Below are 17,954 nucleotides of genomic sequence, written 5' to 3' on the forward strand. Positions count from 1 at the left end.
AACCCGAAAACAAACCGTCATACTACGGTGCATAGCACTGCAAAGTAAACGATGACCCATAGTGAACTTCGCGGTAAAATGCATATCAAATTGAAAAATTGCTGCTGACCTGGGGCATTGCTCCCGGGTCGGTTTTCTTTTTGCTTCTTGCCCGCTTAGGTGGGCAGGAGCAGGGAACACTGCTCCCAACAGGAATGTTTAAGAGGTATAACAAATGCAAGCTATTCCGATGACCTTACGTGGTGCCGAAAAACTGCGCGAAGAGCTGGATTTCCTGAAATCCGTGCGTCGTCCTGAAATCATCGCCGCTATCGCGGATGCGCGCGAGCATGGCGACCTGAAAGAGAACGCTGAATACCACGCCGCGCGTGAGCAGCAGGGTTTCTGTGAAGGGCGTATTAAAGATATCGAGGCAAAACTGTCCAATGCACAGGTTATCGATATCACCAAAATGCCTAACAATGGGCGTGTGATCTTTGGTTCTACCGTGACCGTGCTGAACCTGGACAACGACGAAGAGCAGACCTATCGCATCGTCGGTGATGATGAAGCAGACTTCAAACAGAACCTGATTTCAGTGAACTCTCCGATTGCTCGCGGCCTGATTGGCAAAGAGCAGGACGATGTTGTCACCATCCGCACCCCTGGCGGTGAAGTGGAATACGAAATTATTAAGGTTGAATACCTGTAATTCGCTTCTCTACTAAGATGTTGATACATTGTAAAGAAAAGAAAAAGGCCGCGTAGCGGCCTTTTATCAACTCAAGGAGCATGGCATTTTGCTCGCCTGCTGGCAGAAATCCCTCGTTTCACACAGAAAATGTGTTTAATTCAGGATATCCTTAGCGTGGCAGCGAGATTTTACGCTCTTTAGATGGGCGGTAGAGCACCAGCGTTTTACCGATGACCTGTACATTACAGGCGCCGGTTTCGCGCACGATGGCTTCCACGATCAGGTTTTTAGTGTCTCTGTCTTCAGAGGCGATTTTCACCTTGATCAGCTCGTGGTGTTCCAGCGCTTGTTCAATCTCGGCAAGCACCCCTTCGGTCAAACCATTGTTGCCAAGCATCACTACAGGCTTGAGCGGATGTGCCAGACCTTTAAGGTGCTGTTTTTGTTTAGTACTAAGATTCATCGTATATTTTTGCTTACGTTGGGATTGAAAACGGTTCATTCTACCGCCATCTCCCTTATATCGCCAAATAGCTGCGTAGAAATTTACGTCACAGGCAGGTAACGATGAACCAGGACGGAAATGTTAAATGACAGGTAAAAAGCGTTCTGCCAGCTCCAGCCGCTGGCTTCAGGAACACTTTAGCGATAAATATGTTCAACAGGCACAGAAAAAGGGGTTGCGTTCCCGTGCCTGGTTTAAACTTGATGAAATACAGCAAAGTGACAAACTTTTTAAGCCGGGGATGACGGTTGTAGACCTCGGTGCGGCACCTGGCGGATGGTCCCAGTATGCGGTAACGCAGATCGGCGGAACGGGCCGAATCATTGCGTGCGATCTTTTACCAATGGATCCCATTGTCGGTGTCGACTTCCTTCAGGGCGACTTTCGTGATGAATTAGTGCTGAAAGCGTTACTTGATCGTGTAGGTGATAGTAAGGTCCAGGTTGTCATGTCAGATATGGCACCAAATATGTGCGGAACACCGGCGGTGGATATCCCCCGCGCCATGTATCTGGTGGAGCTAGCGTTAGAAATGTGTCGTGATGTACTAGCGCCTGGTGGTAGTTTTGTTGTGAAGGTGTTTCAGGGCGAAGGTTTCGAGGAGTATCTTAAGGAAATTCGCTCCCTGTTTGCGAAGGTTAAAGTTCGTAAGCCGGACTCTTCCCGGGCCCGTTCCCGAGAAGTGTATATTGTAGCGACCGGGCGAAAATGATAACCGGTAGATTTCAGGCGAAAGTTTGAATGAAACTGGATATAGAGTATCCTGACGCTGTTTTTAACACAGTTGTAATATGAGGTTAATCCCTTGAGTGACATGGCGAAAAACCTAATACTCTGGCTGGTCATTGCCGTTGTGCTGATGTCAGTATTCCAGAGCTTTGGGCCCAGCGAGTCGAATGGCCGCAAGGTGGATTATTCTACCTTCCTGCAGGAGGTCAATCAGGACCAGGTTCGCGAAGCGCGTATCAACGGACGTGAGATCAACGTTACCAAGAAAGATAGTAACCGTTACACGACTTACATCCCGGTGAACGATCCTAAGCTGCTTGATAACCTTCTGACTAAAAACGTCAAGGTGGTAGGTGAGCCGCCAGAAGAACCAAGCCTGCTGGCTTCTATCTTCATTTCCTGGTTCCCGATGCTGCTTCTTATCGGCGTCTGGATCTTCTTTATGCGCCAGATGCAGGGCGGCGGTGGCAAAGGTGCCATGTCGTTCGGTAAGAGCAAGGCGCGTATGCTAACGGAAGACCAGATCAAGACCACGTTCGCTGACGTCGCCGGTTGTGACGAAGCGAAAGAAGAGGTCGGTGAACTGGTTGAATACCTGCGTGAACCGAGCCGTTTCCAGAAGCTGGGCGGTAAGATCCCGAAAGGGGTGCTGATGGTTGGCCCTCCGGGTACAGGTAAAACCCTGCTGGCGAAAGCCATCGCGGGCGAAGCGAAGGTGCCGTTCTTTACTATTTCAGGTTCTGACTTCGTTGAAATGTTCGTGGGTGTCGGTGCATCTCGTGTGCGTGACATGTTCGAGCAGGCCAAGAAGGCAGCACCGTGCATTATCTTCATCGATGAAATCGACGCCGTAGGCCGCCAGCGTGGCGCAGGTCTGGGCGGTGGTCACGATGAACGTGAACAGACGCTGAACCAGATGCTGGTTGAGATGGACGGCTTCGAAGGTAACGAAGGTATCATCGTTATCGCGGCGACTAACCGTCCGGACGTACTTGACCCTGCGCTGCTGCGTCCAGGCCGTTTCGACCGTCAGGTTGTTGTGGGTCTGCCGGACGTTCGCGGTCGCGAACAGATTCTGAAAGTTCACATGCGTCGCGTACCGCTGGCGCCAGATATCGATGCGGCAATCATTGCGCGCGGTACCCCAGGCTTCTCCGGTGCGGACCTGGCTAACTTGGTCAACGAAGCTGCTCTGTTTGCCGCTCGGGGTAACAAGCGCGTCGTATCGATGGTGGAGTTTGAGAAAGCGAAAGACAAAATCATGATGGGTGCGGAACGTCGCTCCATGGTGATGACGGAAGCGCAGAAAGAGTCCACGGCATACCACGAAGCGGGTCATGCGATTATTGGTCGCCTCGTGCCGGAACACGATCCGGTGCATAAAGTGACGATTATTCCGCGTGGTCGTGCGCTGGGTGTGACCTTCTTCCTGCCTGAAGGCGACGCGATCAGCGCCAGCCGTCAGAAGCTGGAAAGCCAGATTTCTACCCTCTACGGTGGTCGTCTGGCAGAAGAGATTATCTACGGTGTGGAACATGTTTCTACCGGTGCGTCCAACGACATTAAAGTGGCGACAAACCTGGCGCGTAACATGGTGACTCAGTGGGGCTTCTCCGACAAACTCGGTCCGCTGCTGTATGCAGAAGAAGAGGGTGAAGTATTCCTGGGCCGTTCTGTGGCTAAAGCGAAACATATGTCCGATGAGACGGCACGTATCATCGACCAGGAAGTTAAATCTCTGGTAGAGCGTAACTATGCGCGTGCGCGCCAGATCCTGAACGACAATATGGACATCCTGCATTCGATGAAAGATGCGCTCATGAAATATGAGACCATCGATGCACCGCAGATTGACGACCTGATGGCGCGCCGCGAAGTACGTCCGCCAGCAGGCTGGGAAGACCCAGGCACTTCCAATAATTCTGACAACAATGGCACCCCGCGTGCGCCGCGTCCGGTTGATGAACCGCGTACGCCAAATCCGGGCAACACCATGTCAGAACAGTTGGGCGATAAGTAAGCCACTGCTGTTGACGCGTTTGTCTGTACCTCAAACCCTGGAGCTTGCTCCGGGGTTTTTCATTTCTGTTTAACCATATAGATACCAGGGATTTCGCCATGAAATTATTCGCTCAGGACTCGCATCTCGATCTTTCACATCCCCACGTGATGGGGATCCTGAATGTTACCCCTGACTCCTTCTCTGACGGCGGTGCGCATAACACGCTTATCGAGGCGGTTAAGCACGCGAATTTAATGATTAATGCGGGTGCCACCATCATTGACGTTGGCGGCGAATCGACGCGTCCAGGCGCGGCGGACGTGTCTGTGGAAGAAGAGCTGGCGCGCGTGGTGCCGGTCGTTGAAGCTATCGCGCAGCGGTTTGAAGTGTGGATCTCCGTTGATACTTCCAAACCGGAGGTGATCCGTGAAGTGGCGAGAGTAGGCGCTCACATTATCAATGATATCCGTTCACTTACCGAACCGGGAGCGATTGAGGCGGCTGCGGAAACGGGGCTGCCGGTTTGCCTGATGCATATGCAGGGCCAACCGAAAACTATGCAGGACGCGCCGAAGTATGACGATGTCTTTGCCGACGTAAATCGCTTCTTTATTGAGCATATCGAACGCTGTGAACGTGCAGGTATCCCAAAAGAGAAATTGCTGCTCGACCCGGGGTTCGGTTTCGGTAAAAATCTCTCACACAATTATGCGTTGCTTGCGCGCTTATCGGAATTCCATCATTTTGACCTGCCGTTACTGGTAGGGATGTCAAGAAAGTCGATGATTGGGCAGTTGCTGAACGTGGGGCCGGGCGAACGCCTGAGCGGCAGCCTGGCCTGCGCGGTGATTGCGGCGATGCAGGGCGCGCACATTATTCGTGTCCATGACGTTAAAGAAACAGTAGAAGCCATGCGTGTGGTGGAAGCCACACTGGCAGCGAAGGAAAACAAACGCTATGAGTAATCGTAAATATTTTGGTACCGACGGTATCCGTGGGCGCGTAGGCGATGCTCCCATCACCCCTGATTTTGTCCTGAAGCTCGGCTGGGCTGCTGGTAAAGTGCTTGCGCGTCATGGCTCACGTAAAATTATCATCGGTAAAGACACCCGTATTTCGGGCTATATGCTGGAATCCGCGCTGGAAGCGGGGCTGGCGGCTGCGGGACTGTCCGCCTCCTTTACGGGCCCAATGCCAACGCCTGCGGTCGCGTATCTGACGCGCACCTTCCGTGCGGAAGCGGGAATTGTCATTTCAGCTTCTCACAACCCGTTCTACGACAACGGCATTAAATTCTTCTCCATTGATGGCACCAAGCTGCCGGATGACGTGGAAGAAGCTATTGAAGCTGAGATGGAAAAAGAGATTACCTGTGTTGATTCCGCAGAGCTGGGTAAAGCGAACCGCATCGTTGATGCGGCGGGTCGCTATATCGAATTCTGTAAAGGTACCTTCCCGAATGAGCTGAGCCTGGCCCACCTCAAAATTGTGGTGGACTGTGCGAATGGCGCGACCTATCACATCGCCCCGAATGTCTTCCGCGAACTGGGTGCGAAAGTAATCACCATTGGCTGCGAGCCGGATGGTCTGAACATTAATGAGCAGGTGGGGGCAACTGACGTTCGTGCCCTGCAGGCGCGTGTTCTGGCAGAAAAAGCCGATCTGGGTATTGCGCTGGACGGCGACGGTGACCGCGTGATCATGGTTGACCACGAAGGTAATAAGGTCGACGGCGATCAGATCCTCTACATCATTGCCCGTGAAGGCCTGCGTCAGGGCCAGCTGCGCGGCGGTGCGGTGGGCACGCTGATGAGTAACATGGGCCTGGAACTGGCCCTGAAACAGCTCGGTATTCCGTTTGTCCGCGCGAAGGTGGGTGACCGCTATGTGCTGGAAAAACTGCAGGAGAAGGGCTGGCGTATCGGTGCAGAAAACTCGGGTCACGTGATCCTGCTCGACAAAACCACCACCGGTGACGGTATCGTGGCCGCGCTGCAGGTGGTTGCCGCTATGGCGCGCAACCATATGAGCCTGCACGATCTGTGCAGCGGCATGAAAATGTTCCCACAGATCCTGGTAAACGTACGTTTCACTGCCGGCAAAGGCGATCCGCTGGAAAATGAGAACGTCAAAGCGGTGATGGCTGACGTTGAAGCGGCCCTCGGCAATCGTGGACGCGTGCTGCTGCGTAAGTCCGGTACTGAACCGCTGATCCGCGTGATGGTGGAAGGTGAAGACGAAGCGCAGGTAACCGAATTCGCGCACCGTATTGCGGATGCTGTAAAAGCTGCATAATCTTGCACGCTAAATGTTTAAAAAGGCGGCGTTTGCCGCCTTTGTTTTAAGCAATTAATGGCTTTTTGCTGTTTTTTTCCGCAGTTGATACAATGCGTCGAAAATGCCCTTGCGAAGGTGATTCGCTTTGGTTAGTATTCACACCCGCTTCAGTGGGAAACAGAAATCCTGCTAATTGGTCGAAGCATTGGTATGCGGCAAATCCGCAAGGAACAGGTTGATTATGTACGAAGCTCTTTTAGTTGTTTTCCTTATTGTAGCCATCGCTCTCGTAGCGCTGATTATGCTGCAGCAAGGTAAAGGCGCTGATATGGGAGCCTCCTTCGGAGCAGGCGCTTCCGGTACGCTGTTCGGTTCAAGTGGTTCTGCGAACTTCATGACCCGCACTACGGCGATTCTGGCTACGCTGTTCTTCATCATCAGCCTGGTGCTTGGCAATATCAACAGCAACAAGACCAGCAAAGGAAGCGAGTGGGAAAATCTGAGCGCGCCAGCGAAAACTGAGCAGACTCAGCCAGCTGCACCGGCTAAGCCAACCAGCGATATCCCGCACTAAGTATTCTGTACCGAGGTGGTGGAATTGGTAGACACGCTACCTTGAGGTGGTAGTGCCCTAACGGGCTTGTGGGTTCGAGTCCCATCCTCGGTACCAATATTCCAGAAAAAAGACGTCGAAAGACGTCTTTTTTTTCGTCTGTAGATTATGTGTTGTTTTTCGTAGGCCCGGTAAGCGCAGCGCCACCGGGCAAAATGGCGGGTTGCGCTGCGCTTACCCGCCCTACGAAAGTCCAAATAAAAAAGGCGTCCCCAGGACGCCTTTTGCATGCTACATCAGCGATTACTTCTTATCGCTATGCTCCAGTTTTTCAACCTGAGGCAGGCCGTTATCGGAATTCGCGGAGAGCAGGCCATTCTCAACATAGTTGAACAGCTTCTCGCGGGTATCGGTAATGTCCAGATTACGCATGGTCAGCTGTCCAATACGATCGTCCGGTGAGAACACGGATTCACCTTTCTCCATGGTCAGACGCTCTGCTTTATAGGTCAGGTTGTCAGACACCGTATTCAGAATGGAGTAGTCGTTACCGCGACGCAGTTCCAGGGTCACCTCACCGGTTATCGCGCTTGCCACCCAACGCTGCAGGGCATCACGCAGCATCAGTGCCTGTGGATCGAACCAGCGGCCCTGATACAGCAGTTTACCCAGCTGACGGCCATGAGAGTGATACTGCTCAATGGTATCTTCGTTGTGGATACCGGTCAGCAGGCGCTCGTAAGCGATGTGCAGCAGTGCCATACCCGGGGCTTCATAGATGCCACGGCTTTTCGCTTCGATGATACGGTTTTCAATCTGATCGCTCATGCCCAGACCGTGACGACCGCCAATCCGGTTAGCTTCCAGCATCAGCTCAACATCGTCTGAGAAGGTTTTACCGTTCAGCGCAACCGGATGGCCGCGTTCGAAACGTACGGTAACTTCTTCAGCCTGGATTTTGACGTTCTCGTCCCAGAACTTCACGCCCATGATCGGGTTAACGATCTTCACGCTGGAGTTCAGGAATTCCAGGTCTTTCGCTTCGTGCGTCGCTCCCAGCATGTTGGAGTCGGTGGAGTAGGCTTTCTCGACTGACATCTTATAGTCAAAGCCGCAGGCAATCATAAACTCGGACATCTCATGACGACCACCCAGCTCGTCGATGAAGTCGGTATCCAGCCACGGTTTGTAAATCTGCAGTTCGGCGTTGGTCAGCAGGCCATAACGATAGAAACGTTCGATATCGTTTCCTTTATAGGTGCTGCCGTCACCCCAGATGTTGACGCCGTCTTCTTTCATCGCCGCAACTAGCATGGTGCCGGTAACCGCGCGGCCCAGCGGAGTGGTGTTGAAATAGGTCAGACCGCCGGTTGTGTTATGGAATGCACCACACTGAATAGCTGCGATACCTTCCGCGACCAGTTGCTTACGGCAGTCAATCAGGCGCGCGTTCTCTGCACCATACTCTTTAGCGCGACGAGGAATAGCATCATAGTCGTCCTCATCCGGCTGACCCAGGTTCGCAGTATAAGCATACGGAACCGCTCCCTTCTGGCGCATCCACAGCAGTGCAGCGCTGGTATCCAGGCCGCCTGAGAAAGCGATGCCAATACGTTGTCCTACCGGAAGATGCTTGAGAATCGTCGTCATAGAATAAAACCCTGCTTGATTGACTGATTAGAGACCGCTTTCGCTCTCTTGTGCATTTTTATGCAAAATAAGTGAGTATTCATTTAATCATCTTTTGGCGAAGACCGGAAGAGACTCGTGCGTTTTTTGTAAAAATTTTGGTCCGATCGATCTGGCGGAAGTCGCCTTGACAGGTGGGGTCAACTATCAATATACTAAACGCCGATTTTACGTCCCGTCTTCGGTACCAAATCCCAGCATTATTTGCAAATTCTGTCCAAAACGCGTAGAATTTGCCACGTTTCAGGCGCGGGGTGGAGCAGCCTGGTAGCTCGTCGGGCTCATAACCCGAAGGTCGTCGGTTCAAATCCGGCCCCCGCAACCACTTTCCCATAAAGTTCTTTTTCAAATATACTGTGAAGACTTAGAGCCTTCGTAGCTGGATTTGAAAAAATTCTTTAGGAAAGTGCTCCAGGCCACAGTTGTGGCTATAGGGTTCAGTTATCTAAAGCCCCGATTTATCGGGGTTTTTTGTTATCTGACTACAGAATAACTGGGCTTTACGCCCTTTTTTTATGTCTTGGGGGTGGGCTTGTCCACATTAGAGCAAAAATTAACAGAGATGATTACTGCACCGGTCGAAGCACTGGGCTACGAACTGGTCGGCATCGAATTCGTTCGCGGCCGTACATCGACGCTGCGCATCTATATTGATAGTGAAGATGGCATCAATGTTGATGATTGTGCTGATGTCAGCCACCAGGTGAGTGCGGTTCTTGATGTTGAAGACCCAATTACCGTTGCGTACAACCTGGAAGTTTCCTCACCTGGCCTCGATCGCCCGATGTTCACGGCCGAGCACTATGTGCGCTTTACCGGTGAAGAAGTGGCTCTCGTTCTGCGTATGGCCGTACAGAACCGCCGCAAATGGCAGGGAATTATCAAAGCCGTTGATGGTGAAATGATCACGGTGACAGTCGAAGGCAAAGATGAAGTGTTCGCGCTGAGTAATATCCAGAAGGCGAACCTGGTTCCCCACTTTTAACAGTCTGGATTGAGGTGAAAAGCCCGCGATGAACAAAGAAATTTTGGCTGTTGTTGAAGCCGTCTCCAATGAGAAATCACTGCCGCGTGAGAAGATTTTCGAAGCGCTGGAAAGTGCACTGGCTACAGCAACCAAGAAAAAATACGAACAAGAGATCGATGTTCGCGTAGAAATCGATCGTAAAAGCGGTGACTTCGATACATTCCGTCGTTGGGTAATCGTTGAAGAAGTGACCCAGCCGACCAAAGAGATCACGCTGGAAGCCGCCCGTTTTGAAGACGAAAGTCTGAACGTGGGTGACTACGTTGAAGATCAGATTGAATCTGTGACCTTCGACCGTATCACCACCCAGACCGCTAAACAGGTTATCGTGCAGAAAGTGCGCGAAGCCGAGCGCGCGCTGGTTGTCGATCAGTTCCGCGATCAGGAAGGCGAGATCATCACCGGTGTGGTGAAGAAAGTGAACCGCGACAACATCTCTCTGGAGATCAAATCCGAAGGGTTGCCGGGTAACGCTGAAGCCGTGATCCTGCGTGAAGATATGCTGCCACGTGAAAACTTCCGTCCAGGCGACCGTATTCGCGGTGTTCTGTACGCCGTTCGCCCTGAAGCGCGTGGTGCACAGCTCTTCGTGACCCGTTCTAAACCAGAAATGCTGGTAGAACTGTTCCGGATTGAAGTACCGGAAATCGGTGAAGAAGTTATTGAGATTAAAGCGGCGGCTCGCGATCCGGGCTCCCGTGCGAAAATTGCGGTGAAAACCAACGACAAGCGTATCGACCCGGTCGGTGCTTGCGTCGGTATGCGCGGTGCGCGTGTCCAGGCAGTTTCTACTGAGCTGGGCGGTGAACGAATTGATATCGTTCTGTGGGATGACAACCCGGCGCAGTTCGTGATCAACGCAATGGCTCCAGCTGATGTGGCGTCTATCGTTGTTGACGAAGACAAACACACCATGGATATCGCTGTTGAAGCGGGCAACCTGGCGCAGGCAATCGGCCGTAACGGTCAGAACGTACGCCTGGCGTCACAGCTGAGCGGCTGGGAACTCAACGTCATGACCGTTGATGACCTGCAGGCTAAGCATCAGGCTGAAGCCCATGCGGCGATCGATACCTTCACCAAATACCTGGATATTGACGAAGATTTCGCCACTGTTCTGGTAGAAGAAGGTTTCTCTACGCTGGAAGAACTGGCCTATGTGCCAATGAAAGAGCTGCTGGAAATTGACGGTCTGGATGAACCAACCGTTGAAGCCCTGCGTGAACGCGCTAAAAACGCACTGACCACCCTGGCACTGGCTCAGGAAGAAAGCCTTGGCGATAAGAAGCCGGCTGATGACCTGCTGAATCTGGAAGGTCTTGATCGTGCGATTGCGTTCAAGCTGGCTGCCCGTGGTGTTTGTACGCTGGAAGATCTCGCTGAGCAAGGCGTTGATGACCTGGCTGATATCGAAGGTTTAACCGACGAGAAAGCCGGCGAGCTCATCATGGCCGCACGTAATATTTGCTGGTTCGGCGACGAAGCGTAATAAACTGTAGCAGGAAGGAACAGCATGACTGATGTAACTGTAAAATCGCTGGCTGCTGAGATTCAGACCTCCGTGGACCGCCTGGTACAGCAATTTGCTGATGCAGGGATCCCGAAGTCCGCTGATGACTCGGTGACCGCGCAAGAAAAACAAACCTTGTTAACGCACCTGAACCGTGAACACGGCTCTACGCCTGACAAGTTAACGCTGCAGCGCAAAACGCGTAGCACGTTAAACATCCCTGGTACCGGTGGTAAAAGCAAATCGGTACAAATTGAAGTCCGCAAGACGCGCACCTTTGTAAAACGTGATCCGCAAGAGGCAGAACGCCTTGCCGCGGAAGAGCAGGCACAGCGTGAAGCGGAAGAACAAGCTCAGCGTGAGGCGGAAGCAGCCGCCAAACGTGAAGCAGAATTAAAAGCTGAACGTGAGGCCGCAGAAAAAGCGAAACGCGACGCAAGTGATAAAGTGAAGCGTGACGCTGCGGAAAAAGACAAAGTGAGCAATCAACAGACAGACGAAATGACCAAAACCGCCCAGGCTGAAAAAGCCCGCCGTGAAAATGAAGCTGCCGAGCTGAAGCGTAAAGCGGAAGAAGAAGCCCGCCGTAAGCTGGAAGAAGAAGCTCGCCGCGTCGCCGAAGAAGCGCGTCGTATGGCTGAAGAAAATGAGAAGAACGGTGTTGATACCGTTGAGCAGTCTGAAGACACCAGCGACTATCACGTGACCACTTCTCAGCACGCGCGTCAGGCTGAAGATGATAACGACCGTGAAGTTGAAGGCGGTCGTGGCCGTGGTCGTAATGCAAAAGCAGCGCGTCCGGCGAAAAAAGGCAACAAGCACGCTGAATCTAAAGCTGACCGTGAAGAAGCACGCGCGGCTGTTCGCGGCGGTAAAGGCGGCAAGCGTAAAGGTTCCGCTCTGCAGCAGGGCTTCCAGAAGCCAGCTCAGGCCGTTAACCGTGACGTTGTGATCGGCGAAACCATTACCGTTGGCGAACTGGCGAACAAGATGGCGGTTAAAGGCTCTCAGGTCATCAAAGCGATGATGAAGCTGGGCGCTATGGCAACCATCAACCAGGTGATCGATCAGGAAACTGCACAGCTGGTTGCGGAAGAAATGGGTCACAAAGTTATCCTGCGTCGTGAAAACGAGCTGGAAGAAGCGGTAATGAGCGACCGTGACACAGGTGCTGCGGCAGAACCGCGCGCACCGGTAGTGACCATCATGGGTCACGTTGACCACGGTAAAACTTCTCTGCTTGACTACATTCGCTCTACCAAGGTTGCCTCTGGCGAAGCGGGTGGTATTACCCAGCACATCGGTGCATACCACGTAGAAACTGACAACGGTATGATCACCTTCCTGGATACCCCGGGTCACGCCGCGTTTACCTCAATGCGTGCTCGTGGTGCTCAGGCGACGGATATCGTTGTTCTGGTTGTTGCTGCAGACGACGGCGTCATGCCGCAGACCATCGAAGCTATCCAGCACGCGAAAGCAGCGGGTGTGCCGGTTGTGGTTGCAGTGAACAAGATCGATAAGCCAGAAGCGGATCCCGATCGTGTTAAAAACGAACTTTCCCAGTACGGTATTCTGCCGGAAGAGTGGGGCGGCGAAAGCCAGTTCGTACACGTGTCTGCGAAAGCGGGTACCGGTATCGACGAACTGCTGGACGCGATCCTGCTGCAGGCCGAAGTTCTGGAGCTGAAAGCCATCCGTAACGGTATGGCGAGCGGTGCGGTTATCGAATCCTTCCTGGATAAAGGACGTGGCCCGGTTGCTACCGTTCTGGTTCGCGAAGGTACGCTGCATAAAGGCGATATCGTTCTGTGCGGTTTCGAATACGGTCGCGTTCGTGCGATGCGTAACGAACTGGGTCAGGAAGTGCTGGAAGCAGGTCCGTCCATTCCAGTTGAAATCCTGGGTCTGTCCGGTGTTCCGGCTGCTGGTGACGAAGTGACCGTGGTGCGTGACGAGAAGAAAGCGCGTGAAGTGGCACTGTATCGTCAGGGCAAATTCCGTGAAGTTAAACTGGCTCGTCAGCAGAAATCTAAACTCGAGAACATGTTTGCCAACATGACCGATGGCGAAGTTCACGAAGTGAACATCGTTCTGAAAGCCGACGTTCAGGGTTCTGTGGAAGCGATCTCCGACTCCTTGCTGAAACTGTCTACCGACGAAGTTAAAGTGAAGATCATCGGTTCTGGCGTAGGTGGTATCACCGAAACCGACGCGACCCTGGCTGCTGCGTCCAACGCTATCCTGGTTGGCTTCAACGTTCGTGCGGATGCGTCTGCGCGTAAAGTGATTGAAGCCGAAAGCCTGGATCTGCGTTACTACTCCGTCATCTATAACCTGATCGACGAAGTGAAAGCAGCGATGAGCGGCATGCTGTCTCCTGAGCTGAAACAGCAGATCATCGGTCTGGCTGAAGTACGTGACGTGTTCAAATCACCGAAATTCGGTGCGATCGCGGGCTGTATGGTTACCGAAGGTAACATCAAGCGTCACAACCCAATCCGCGTCCTGCGTGACAACGTGGTTATCTACGAAGGCGAGTTGGAATCTCTGCGCCGCTTCAAAGATGACGTTAACGAAGTCCGTAACGGCATGGAATGTGGTATCGGCGTGAAGAACTACAACGACGTTCGCGTTGGCGATATGATCGAAGTTTTCGAGATCATCGAAATTCAGCGTACCATCGCTTAATTACCGATTGTAAGCCGGGATCGCCTCGCGCCACCCGGCAATAATTTCAAAAAGGGGCTTTAGCCCCTTTTTTGTCTGGAGAATTTATTATGGCGAAAGAATTTGGTCGCCCTCAGCGCGTAGCGCAGGAAATGCAGAAAGAGATCGCGCTCATTCTGCAACGTGAAATCAAAGACCCGCGCGTCGGCATGATGACCACCGTTTCCGGTGTCGAAATGTCCCGCGATTTGGCCTATGCAAAAGTGTTCGTTACTTTCCTGAACGATCAGGACGAAGCGGCAGTGAAAAACGGCATTAAAGCGCTGCAGGAAGCGTCTGGTTTCATCCGCTCTCTGCTCGGCAAGGCGATGCGCCTGCGTATCGTGCCTGAACTGACGTTCTTCTACGACAACTCGCTGGTTGAAGGTATGCGTATGTCCAACCTGGTGACCAGCGTGGTTAAACATGACGATGAGCGTCGTGTTAACCCGGCGGACGACAGCAAGGAGGACTGATGAGTCGTCCTCGTCGTCGTGGTCGCGACGTGCATGGTGTGCTGCTGCTGGATAAACCCCAGGGCGCTTCCAGCAACGACGTGCTGCAAAAAGTTAAGCGTATTTATAACGCCAACCGTGCGGGCCACACCGGCGCGCTCGATCCGCTGGCAACCGGCATGCTGCCGGTCTGCCTGGGAGAGGCGACAAAGTTTTCCCAATACCTGCTCGACTCCGATAAGCGTTACCGCGTTATCGCTAAGCTGGGCCAGCGCACGGATACCTCCGACGCGGATGGTCAGGTAGTTGAAGAGCGCCCGGTGACGTTCAGCGCGGAACAGCTTGATGCTGCGCTGGAGAGTTTCCGTGGTGACACGATGCAGGTGCCGTCGATGTATTCGGCGCTGAAGTATCAGGGAAAAAAACTCTACGAATATGCGCGCCAGGGCATTGAAGTCCCGCGTGAAGCCCGTCCGATTACCGTGTATGAGCTGCTGTTTATTCGCCACGAAGGTGATGAGCTGGAGCTTGAAGTACACTGTTCGAAAGGGACCTATATTCGCACCATCATTGACGACCTCGGTGAAAAGCTGGGCTGCGGCGCGCATGTGATTTACCTGCGCCGTCTGGCGGTGAGCAAGTATCCGGTGGAGCGGATGGTGACCCTGGAACATCTGCGCGAGCTGTTAGAACAGGCGGAAGCGCAGGGGATCGCGCCGGCAGATTTGCTGGATCCACTGCTAATGCCGATGGACAGTCCGGCAGCGGACTTCCCGGTCGTTAATCTTCCTTTAACATCGTCCGTTTACTTTAAGAACGGCAACCCGGTTCGTACGGCGGAAGCGCCGCTGGAAGGCCTGGTACGTGTGACCGAAGGTGACGAAGGGAAATTCATCGGTATGGGCGAAATGGATGGCGAAGGGCGCGTTGCGCCGCGTCGTCTGGTCGTCGAATATCCGGTCGACGCGTGACGGTGATAACGGCTCACCTTGCGATAAGCAGGGGAGACGAGTAGAATATCGCCGCTTAACGCCTGGTAAATTGTTTAACAATCTGCGGGGCGTACATGGGATCGCTGAATTAGAGATCGGCATCCTTACATTCTTTATACTTTGGAGTTTGAAAATGTCTCTAAGCGTTGAAGCTAAAGCTAAAATCGTTTCTGAGTTTGGTCGTGGTACTAACGACAGCGGTTCTACCGAAGTTCAGGTTGCACTGCTGACTGCACAGATTAACCACCTGCAGGGTCACTTTGCAGAGCACAAAAAAGATCACCACAGCCGTCGTGGTCTGCTGCGTATGGTTTCTCAGCGTCGTAAACTGCTCGACTACCTGAAACGTAAAGATGTTGCACGCTACACCGCGCTGATCGAGCGTCTGGGTCTGCGTCGCTAATTCTTGCGAGTTTCAGAAAAGGGGGCCTGATGGCCCCTTTTTTCAACCAGACGGCAGCAATTCACTGGAAACTATTGTATTGTTGCTATAAATGATCTTCATTGCAGAGGTTCGCGCGGCTAATGAGAGGCTTCACCCATGGGGGTGTTGGTTGTCATTAGTCGCGAGGATGCGAAGAAGGTCGGGTTAAATCGACAGCACACCGGTGGTGTGCTTTCAAACATTTAAGAAAGGACAGAACTTTGCTGAATCCGATCGTTCGTAAATTCCAGTATGGTCAACATACCGTCACGCTGGAAACCGGCATGATGGCTCGTCAGGCTACTGCTGCCGTTATGGTAAGCATGGATGACACTGCGGTATTCGTTACCGTGGTTGGCCAGAAAAAAGCTAAACCAGGTCAGGACTTCTTCCCCCTGACCGTTAACTACCAGGAGCGTACCTACGCTGCCGGTAAAATCCCGGGTGGCTTCTTCCGTCGTGAAGGCCGTCCAAGCGAAGGCGAAACCCTGATCGCGCGTCTGATTGACCGCCCGGTTCGTCCGCTGTTCCCGGAAGGCTTCGTTAACGAAGTACAGGTTATCGCGACCGTTGTTTCCGTTAACCCACAGGTTAACCCAGACATCGTTGCCATGATTGGCGCATCCGCTGCCCTGTCACTGTCTGGTATTCCGTTCAATGGCCCAATCGGTGCCGCGCGCGTTGGCTACATCAACGACCAGTACGTGTTGAACCCAACTCAGGAAGAGCTGAAAGAAAGTAAGCTGGACCTGGTTGTTGCGGGTACTGAAGCAGCTGTGCTGATGGTTGAATCCGAAGCTGAACTGCTGAGCGAAGACCAGATGCTCGGTGCTGTGGTCTTCGGCCATGACCAGCAGCAGATCGTTATCCAGAACATCAACGATCTGGTGAAAGAAGCCGGTAAACCACGTTGGGACTGGCAGCCAGAAGCGGCAAACGACGCGCTGAACGCACGCGTTGCAGCTCTGGCAGAATCTCGTCTGAGCGATGCGTACCGCATCACTGACAAGCAGGAGCGTTACGCTCAGGTTGACGTGATCAAATCTGAAGTAACCGCGACCCTGGTTGCCGAAGACGAAACGCTGGACGCTAACGAAATTGGCGAAATCCTGCACGCAATCGAGAAAAACGTTGTTCGTAGCCGCGTTCTGGCAGGCGAGCCGCGTATCGATGGCCGTGAAAAAGACATGATCCGCGGCCTGGACGTGCGTACTGGCGTTCTGCCTCGTACTCACGGTTCCGCGCTGTTTACCCGTGGCGAAACGCAGGCACTGGTTACTGCGACCCTGGGTACTGCACGTGACGCACAGATCATCGACGAACTGATGGGCGAGCGCACTGACAGCTTCCTGTTCCACTACAACTTCCCTCCGTACTCCGTAGGCGAAACCGGTATGGTTGGCTCGCCGAAGCGTCGTGAAATTGGTCACGGTCGTCTGGCGAAGCGCGGCGTGCTGGCAGTAATGCCAGAAGCTGACAAATTCCCGTACACCGTACGTGTGGTGTCTGAAATCACCGAATCCAACGGTTCCTCTTCCATGGCTTCCGTATGTGGTGCTTCTCTGGCGCTGATGGATGCAGGCGTGCCAATCAAAGCCGCCGTTGCGGGTATCGCAATGGGCCTGGTGAAAGAAGGCGACAACTTCGTTGTTCTGTCTGACATTCTGGGTGACGAAGACCACCTGGGCGACATGGACTTCAAAGTGGCGGGTTCCCGCGACGGTATCTCTGCGCTGCAGATGGATATCAAAATTGAAGGTATCACCAAAGAGATCATGCAGGTTGCTCTGAACCAGGCTAAAGGTGCGCGTCTGCACATCCTGGGCGTGATGGAACAGGCGATTAACGCGCCGCGTGGCGACATTTCTCAGTTCGCTCCACGTATCCACACCATCAAGATCAATCCAGACAAGATCAAAGATGTTATCGGTAAGGGCGGTTCCGTAATCCGTGCGCTGACCGAAGAGACTGGCACCACCATCGAAATCGAAGATGACGGTACTGTGAAGATCGCAGCAACCGACGGCGAGAAAGCGAAATTCGCGATCCGTCGCATCGAAGAAATCACTGCAGAGATCGAAGTGGGCCGCGTCTACGCAGGTAAAGTGACCCGTATCGTTGACTTTGGCGCGTTCGTTGCCATCGGTGGCGGTAAAGAAGGTCTGGTTCACATTTCTCAGATCGCTGACAAGCGCGTTGAGAAAGTGACCGATTACCTGCAGATGGGTCAGGAAGTACCGGTGAAAGTTCTGGAAGTTGATCGCCAGGGCCGTATCCGTCTGAGCATTAAAGAAGCAACCGAGCAGTCTCAGCCAGCTGCTGCGCCAGAAGCACAGGCGGCAGAACAGCAAGGCGAGTAAGTTGCCATTTGCCCTCCGCTTTGCGGAGGGCCTATTATCAGGCAGGACG

Annotated in this window: 15 protein-coding genes and 2 tRNA genes; 15 read left to right on the forward strand and 2 right to left on the reverse strand. The window is 53.1% G+C overall.

The genetic code is table 11. The features are described from left to right. Positions 1-214: 214 nt before the first annotated feature. Positions 215-691 carry a transcription elongation factor GreA gene (gene greA, locus F0319_RS19325; protein ID WP_014171793.1) on the forward strand — a complete coding sequence of 159 codons (477 nt, stop codon included), beginning with the start codon at positions 215-217 and terminating at the stop codon, positions 689-691. 151 nt (positions 692-842) lie between these two features. Here the strand turns inward: greA and yhbY are convergent, their stop codons facing one another. Continuing rightward, positions 843-1,136, reverse strand: coding sequence for a ribosome assembly RNA-binding protein YhbY (gene yhbY, locus F0319_RS19330; RefSeq protein WP_003861814.1), 294 nt, complete (start codon positions 1,134-1,136; stop codon positions 843-845). Positions 1,137-1,263: 127 nt separating this feature from the next. Between yhbY and rlmE the strand changes: the two genes are divergently transcribed. The 6 genes from rlmE (at position 1,264) to F0319_RS19360 (ending at position 6,856) form a co-directional block, all read left to right on the forward strand. Continuing rightward, positions 1,264-1,890, forward strand: coding sequence for a 23S rRNA (uridine(2552)-2'-O)-methyltransferase RlmE (gene rlmE / locus F0319_RS19335; RefSeq protein WP_003861812.1), 627 nt, complete (start codon positions 1,264-1,266; stop codon positions 1,888-1,890). A gap of 102 nt (positions 1,891-1,992) precedes the next feature. Further along, positions 1,993-3,927, forward strand: coding sequence for an ATP-dependent zinc metalloprotease FtsH (gene ftsH / locus F0319_RS19340; RefSeq protein ID WP_111964963.1), 1,935 nt, complete (start codon positions 1,993-1,995; stop codon positions 3,925-3,927). A gap of 98 nt (positions 3,928-4,025) precedes the next feature. Further along, complete coding sequence (gene folP / locus F0319_RS19345; RefSeq protein WP_133295205.1) at positions 4,026-4,874, forward strand: dihydropteroate synthase; 849 nt, start codon at positions 4,026-4,028, stop codon at positions 4,872-4,874. Beyond that, positions 4,867-6,204: a phosphoglucosamine mutase gene (glmM, locus tag F0319_RS19350; protein WP_023309339.1), complete on the forward strand. Its 1,338-nt coding sequence runs from the start codon at positions 4,867-4,869 to the stop codon at positions 6,202-6,204. The genes folP and glmM overlap by 8 nt, the downstream gene beginning before the upstream one ends. 223 nt (positions 6,205-6,427) lie before the next feature. Then, positions 6,428-6,760, forward strand: coding sequence for a preprotein translocase subunit SecG (gene secG / locus F0319_RS19355; RefSeq protein WP_023309338.1), 333 nt, complete (start codon positions 6,428-6,430; stop codon positions 6,758-6,760). 9 nt (positions 6,761-6,769) lie between these two features. After that, positions 6,770-6,856, forward strand: a tRNA-Leu gene (locus F0319_RS19360). A gap of 186 nt (positions 6,857-7,042) precedes the next feature. Here F0319_RS19360 and argG read toward each other — a convergent pair. Further along, positions 7,043-8,389 carry an argininosuccinate synthase gene (argG, locus tag F0319_RS19365; protein ID WP_149367573.1) on the reverse strand — a complete coding sequence of 449 codons (1,347 nt, stop codon included), beginning with the start codon at positions 8,387-8,389 and terminating at the stop codon, positions 7,043-7,045. Positions 8,390-8,676: 287 nt separating this feature from the next. Here argG and F0319_RS19370 point away from each other — a divergent pair. The 8 genes from F0319_RS19370 (at position 8,677) to pnp (ending at position 17,905) form a co-directional block, all read left to right on the forward strand. Further along, positions 8,677-8,753 (forward strand) — tRNA-Met (locus tag F0319_RS19370). Between the two features lie 207 nt (positions 8,754-8,960). Further along, the gene (gene rimP / locus F0319_RS19375; RefSeq protein ID WP_014833432.1) at positions 8,961-9,413 is read left to right on the forward strand and encodes a ribosome maturation factor RimP; all 453 of its coding nucleotides are present in this window, start codon (positions 8,961-8,963) and stop codon (positions 9,411-9,413) included. A 28-nt stretch (positions 9,414-9,441) separates the two neighbouring features. Continuing rightward, a complete protein-coding gene (gene nusA / locus F0319_RS19380) occupies positions 9,442-10,944 on the forward strand; it encodes a transcription termination factor NusA (RefSeq protein WP_003861798.1) in 1,503 nt (500 codons plus the stop codon). A 24-nt stretch (positions 10,945-10,968) separates the two neighbouring features. Further along, entirely contained in the window at positions 10,969-13,656 is a 2,688-nt protein-coding gene (gene infB / locus F0319_RS19385; protein WP_115876346.1) for a translation initiation factor IF-2, read from the forward strand. Positions 13,657-13,745: 89 nt separating this feature from the next. Continuing rightward, positions 13,746-14,150 carry a 30S ribosome-binding factor RbfA gene (gene rbfA, locus F0319_RS19390; RefSeq protein WP_003024988.1) on the forward strand — a complete coding sequence of 135 codons (405 nt, stop codon included), beginning with the start codon at positions 13,746-13,748 and terminating at the stop codon, positions 14,148-14,150. After that, positions 14,150-15,100 (forward strand): tRNA pseudouridine(55) synthase TruB, encoded by a 951-nt coding sequence (gene truB / locus F0319_RS19395; RefSeq protein WP_115876345.1) that lies wholly within the window; start codon positions 14,150-14,152, stop codon positions 15,098-15,100. The genes rbfA and truB overlap by 1 nt, the downstream gene beginning before the upstream one ends. A gap of 154 nt (positions 15,101-15,254) precedes the next feature. Then, positions 15,255-15,524, forward strand: a complete 270-nt coding sequence (gene rpsO, locus F0319_RS19400; RefSeq protein WP_003861789.1) for a 30S ribosomal protein S15 — start codon at positions 15,255-15,257, stop codon at positions 15,522-15,524. 242 nt (positions 15,525-15,766) lie between these two features. Then, positions 15,767-17,905, forward strand: coding sequence for a polyribonucleotide nucleotidyltransferase (gene pnp / locus F0319_RS19405; protein WP_111964960.1), 2,139 nt, complete (start codon positions 15,767-15,769; stop codon positions 17,903-17,905). Positions 17,906-17,954: the final 49 nt, after the last annotated feature.

Origin of the sequence: Enterobacter vonholyi, from assembly GCF_008364555.1 — a bacterium.
GTDB classification, from domain to species: Bacteria; Pseudomonadota; Gammaproteobacteria; order Enterobacterales; family Enterobacteriaceae; genus Enterobacter; species Enterobacter vonholyi.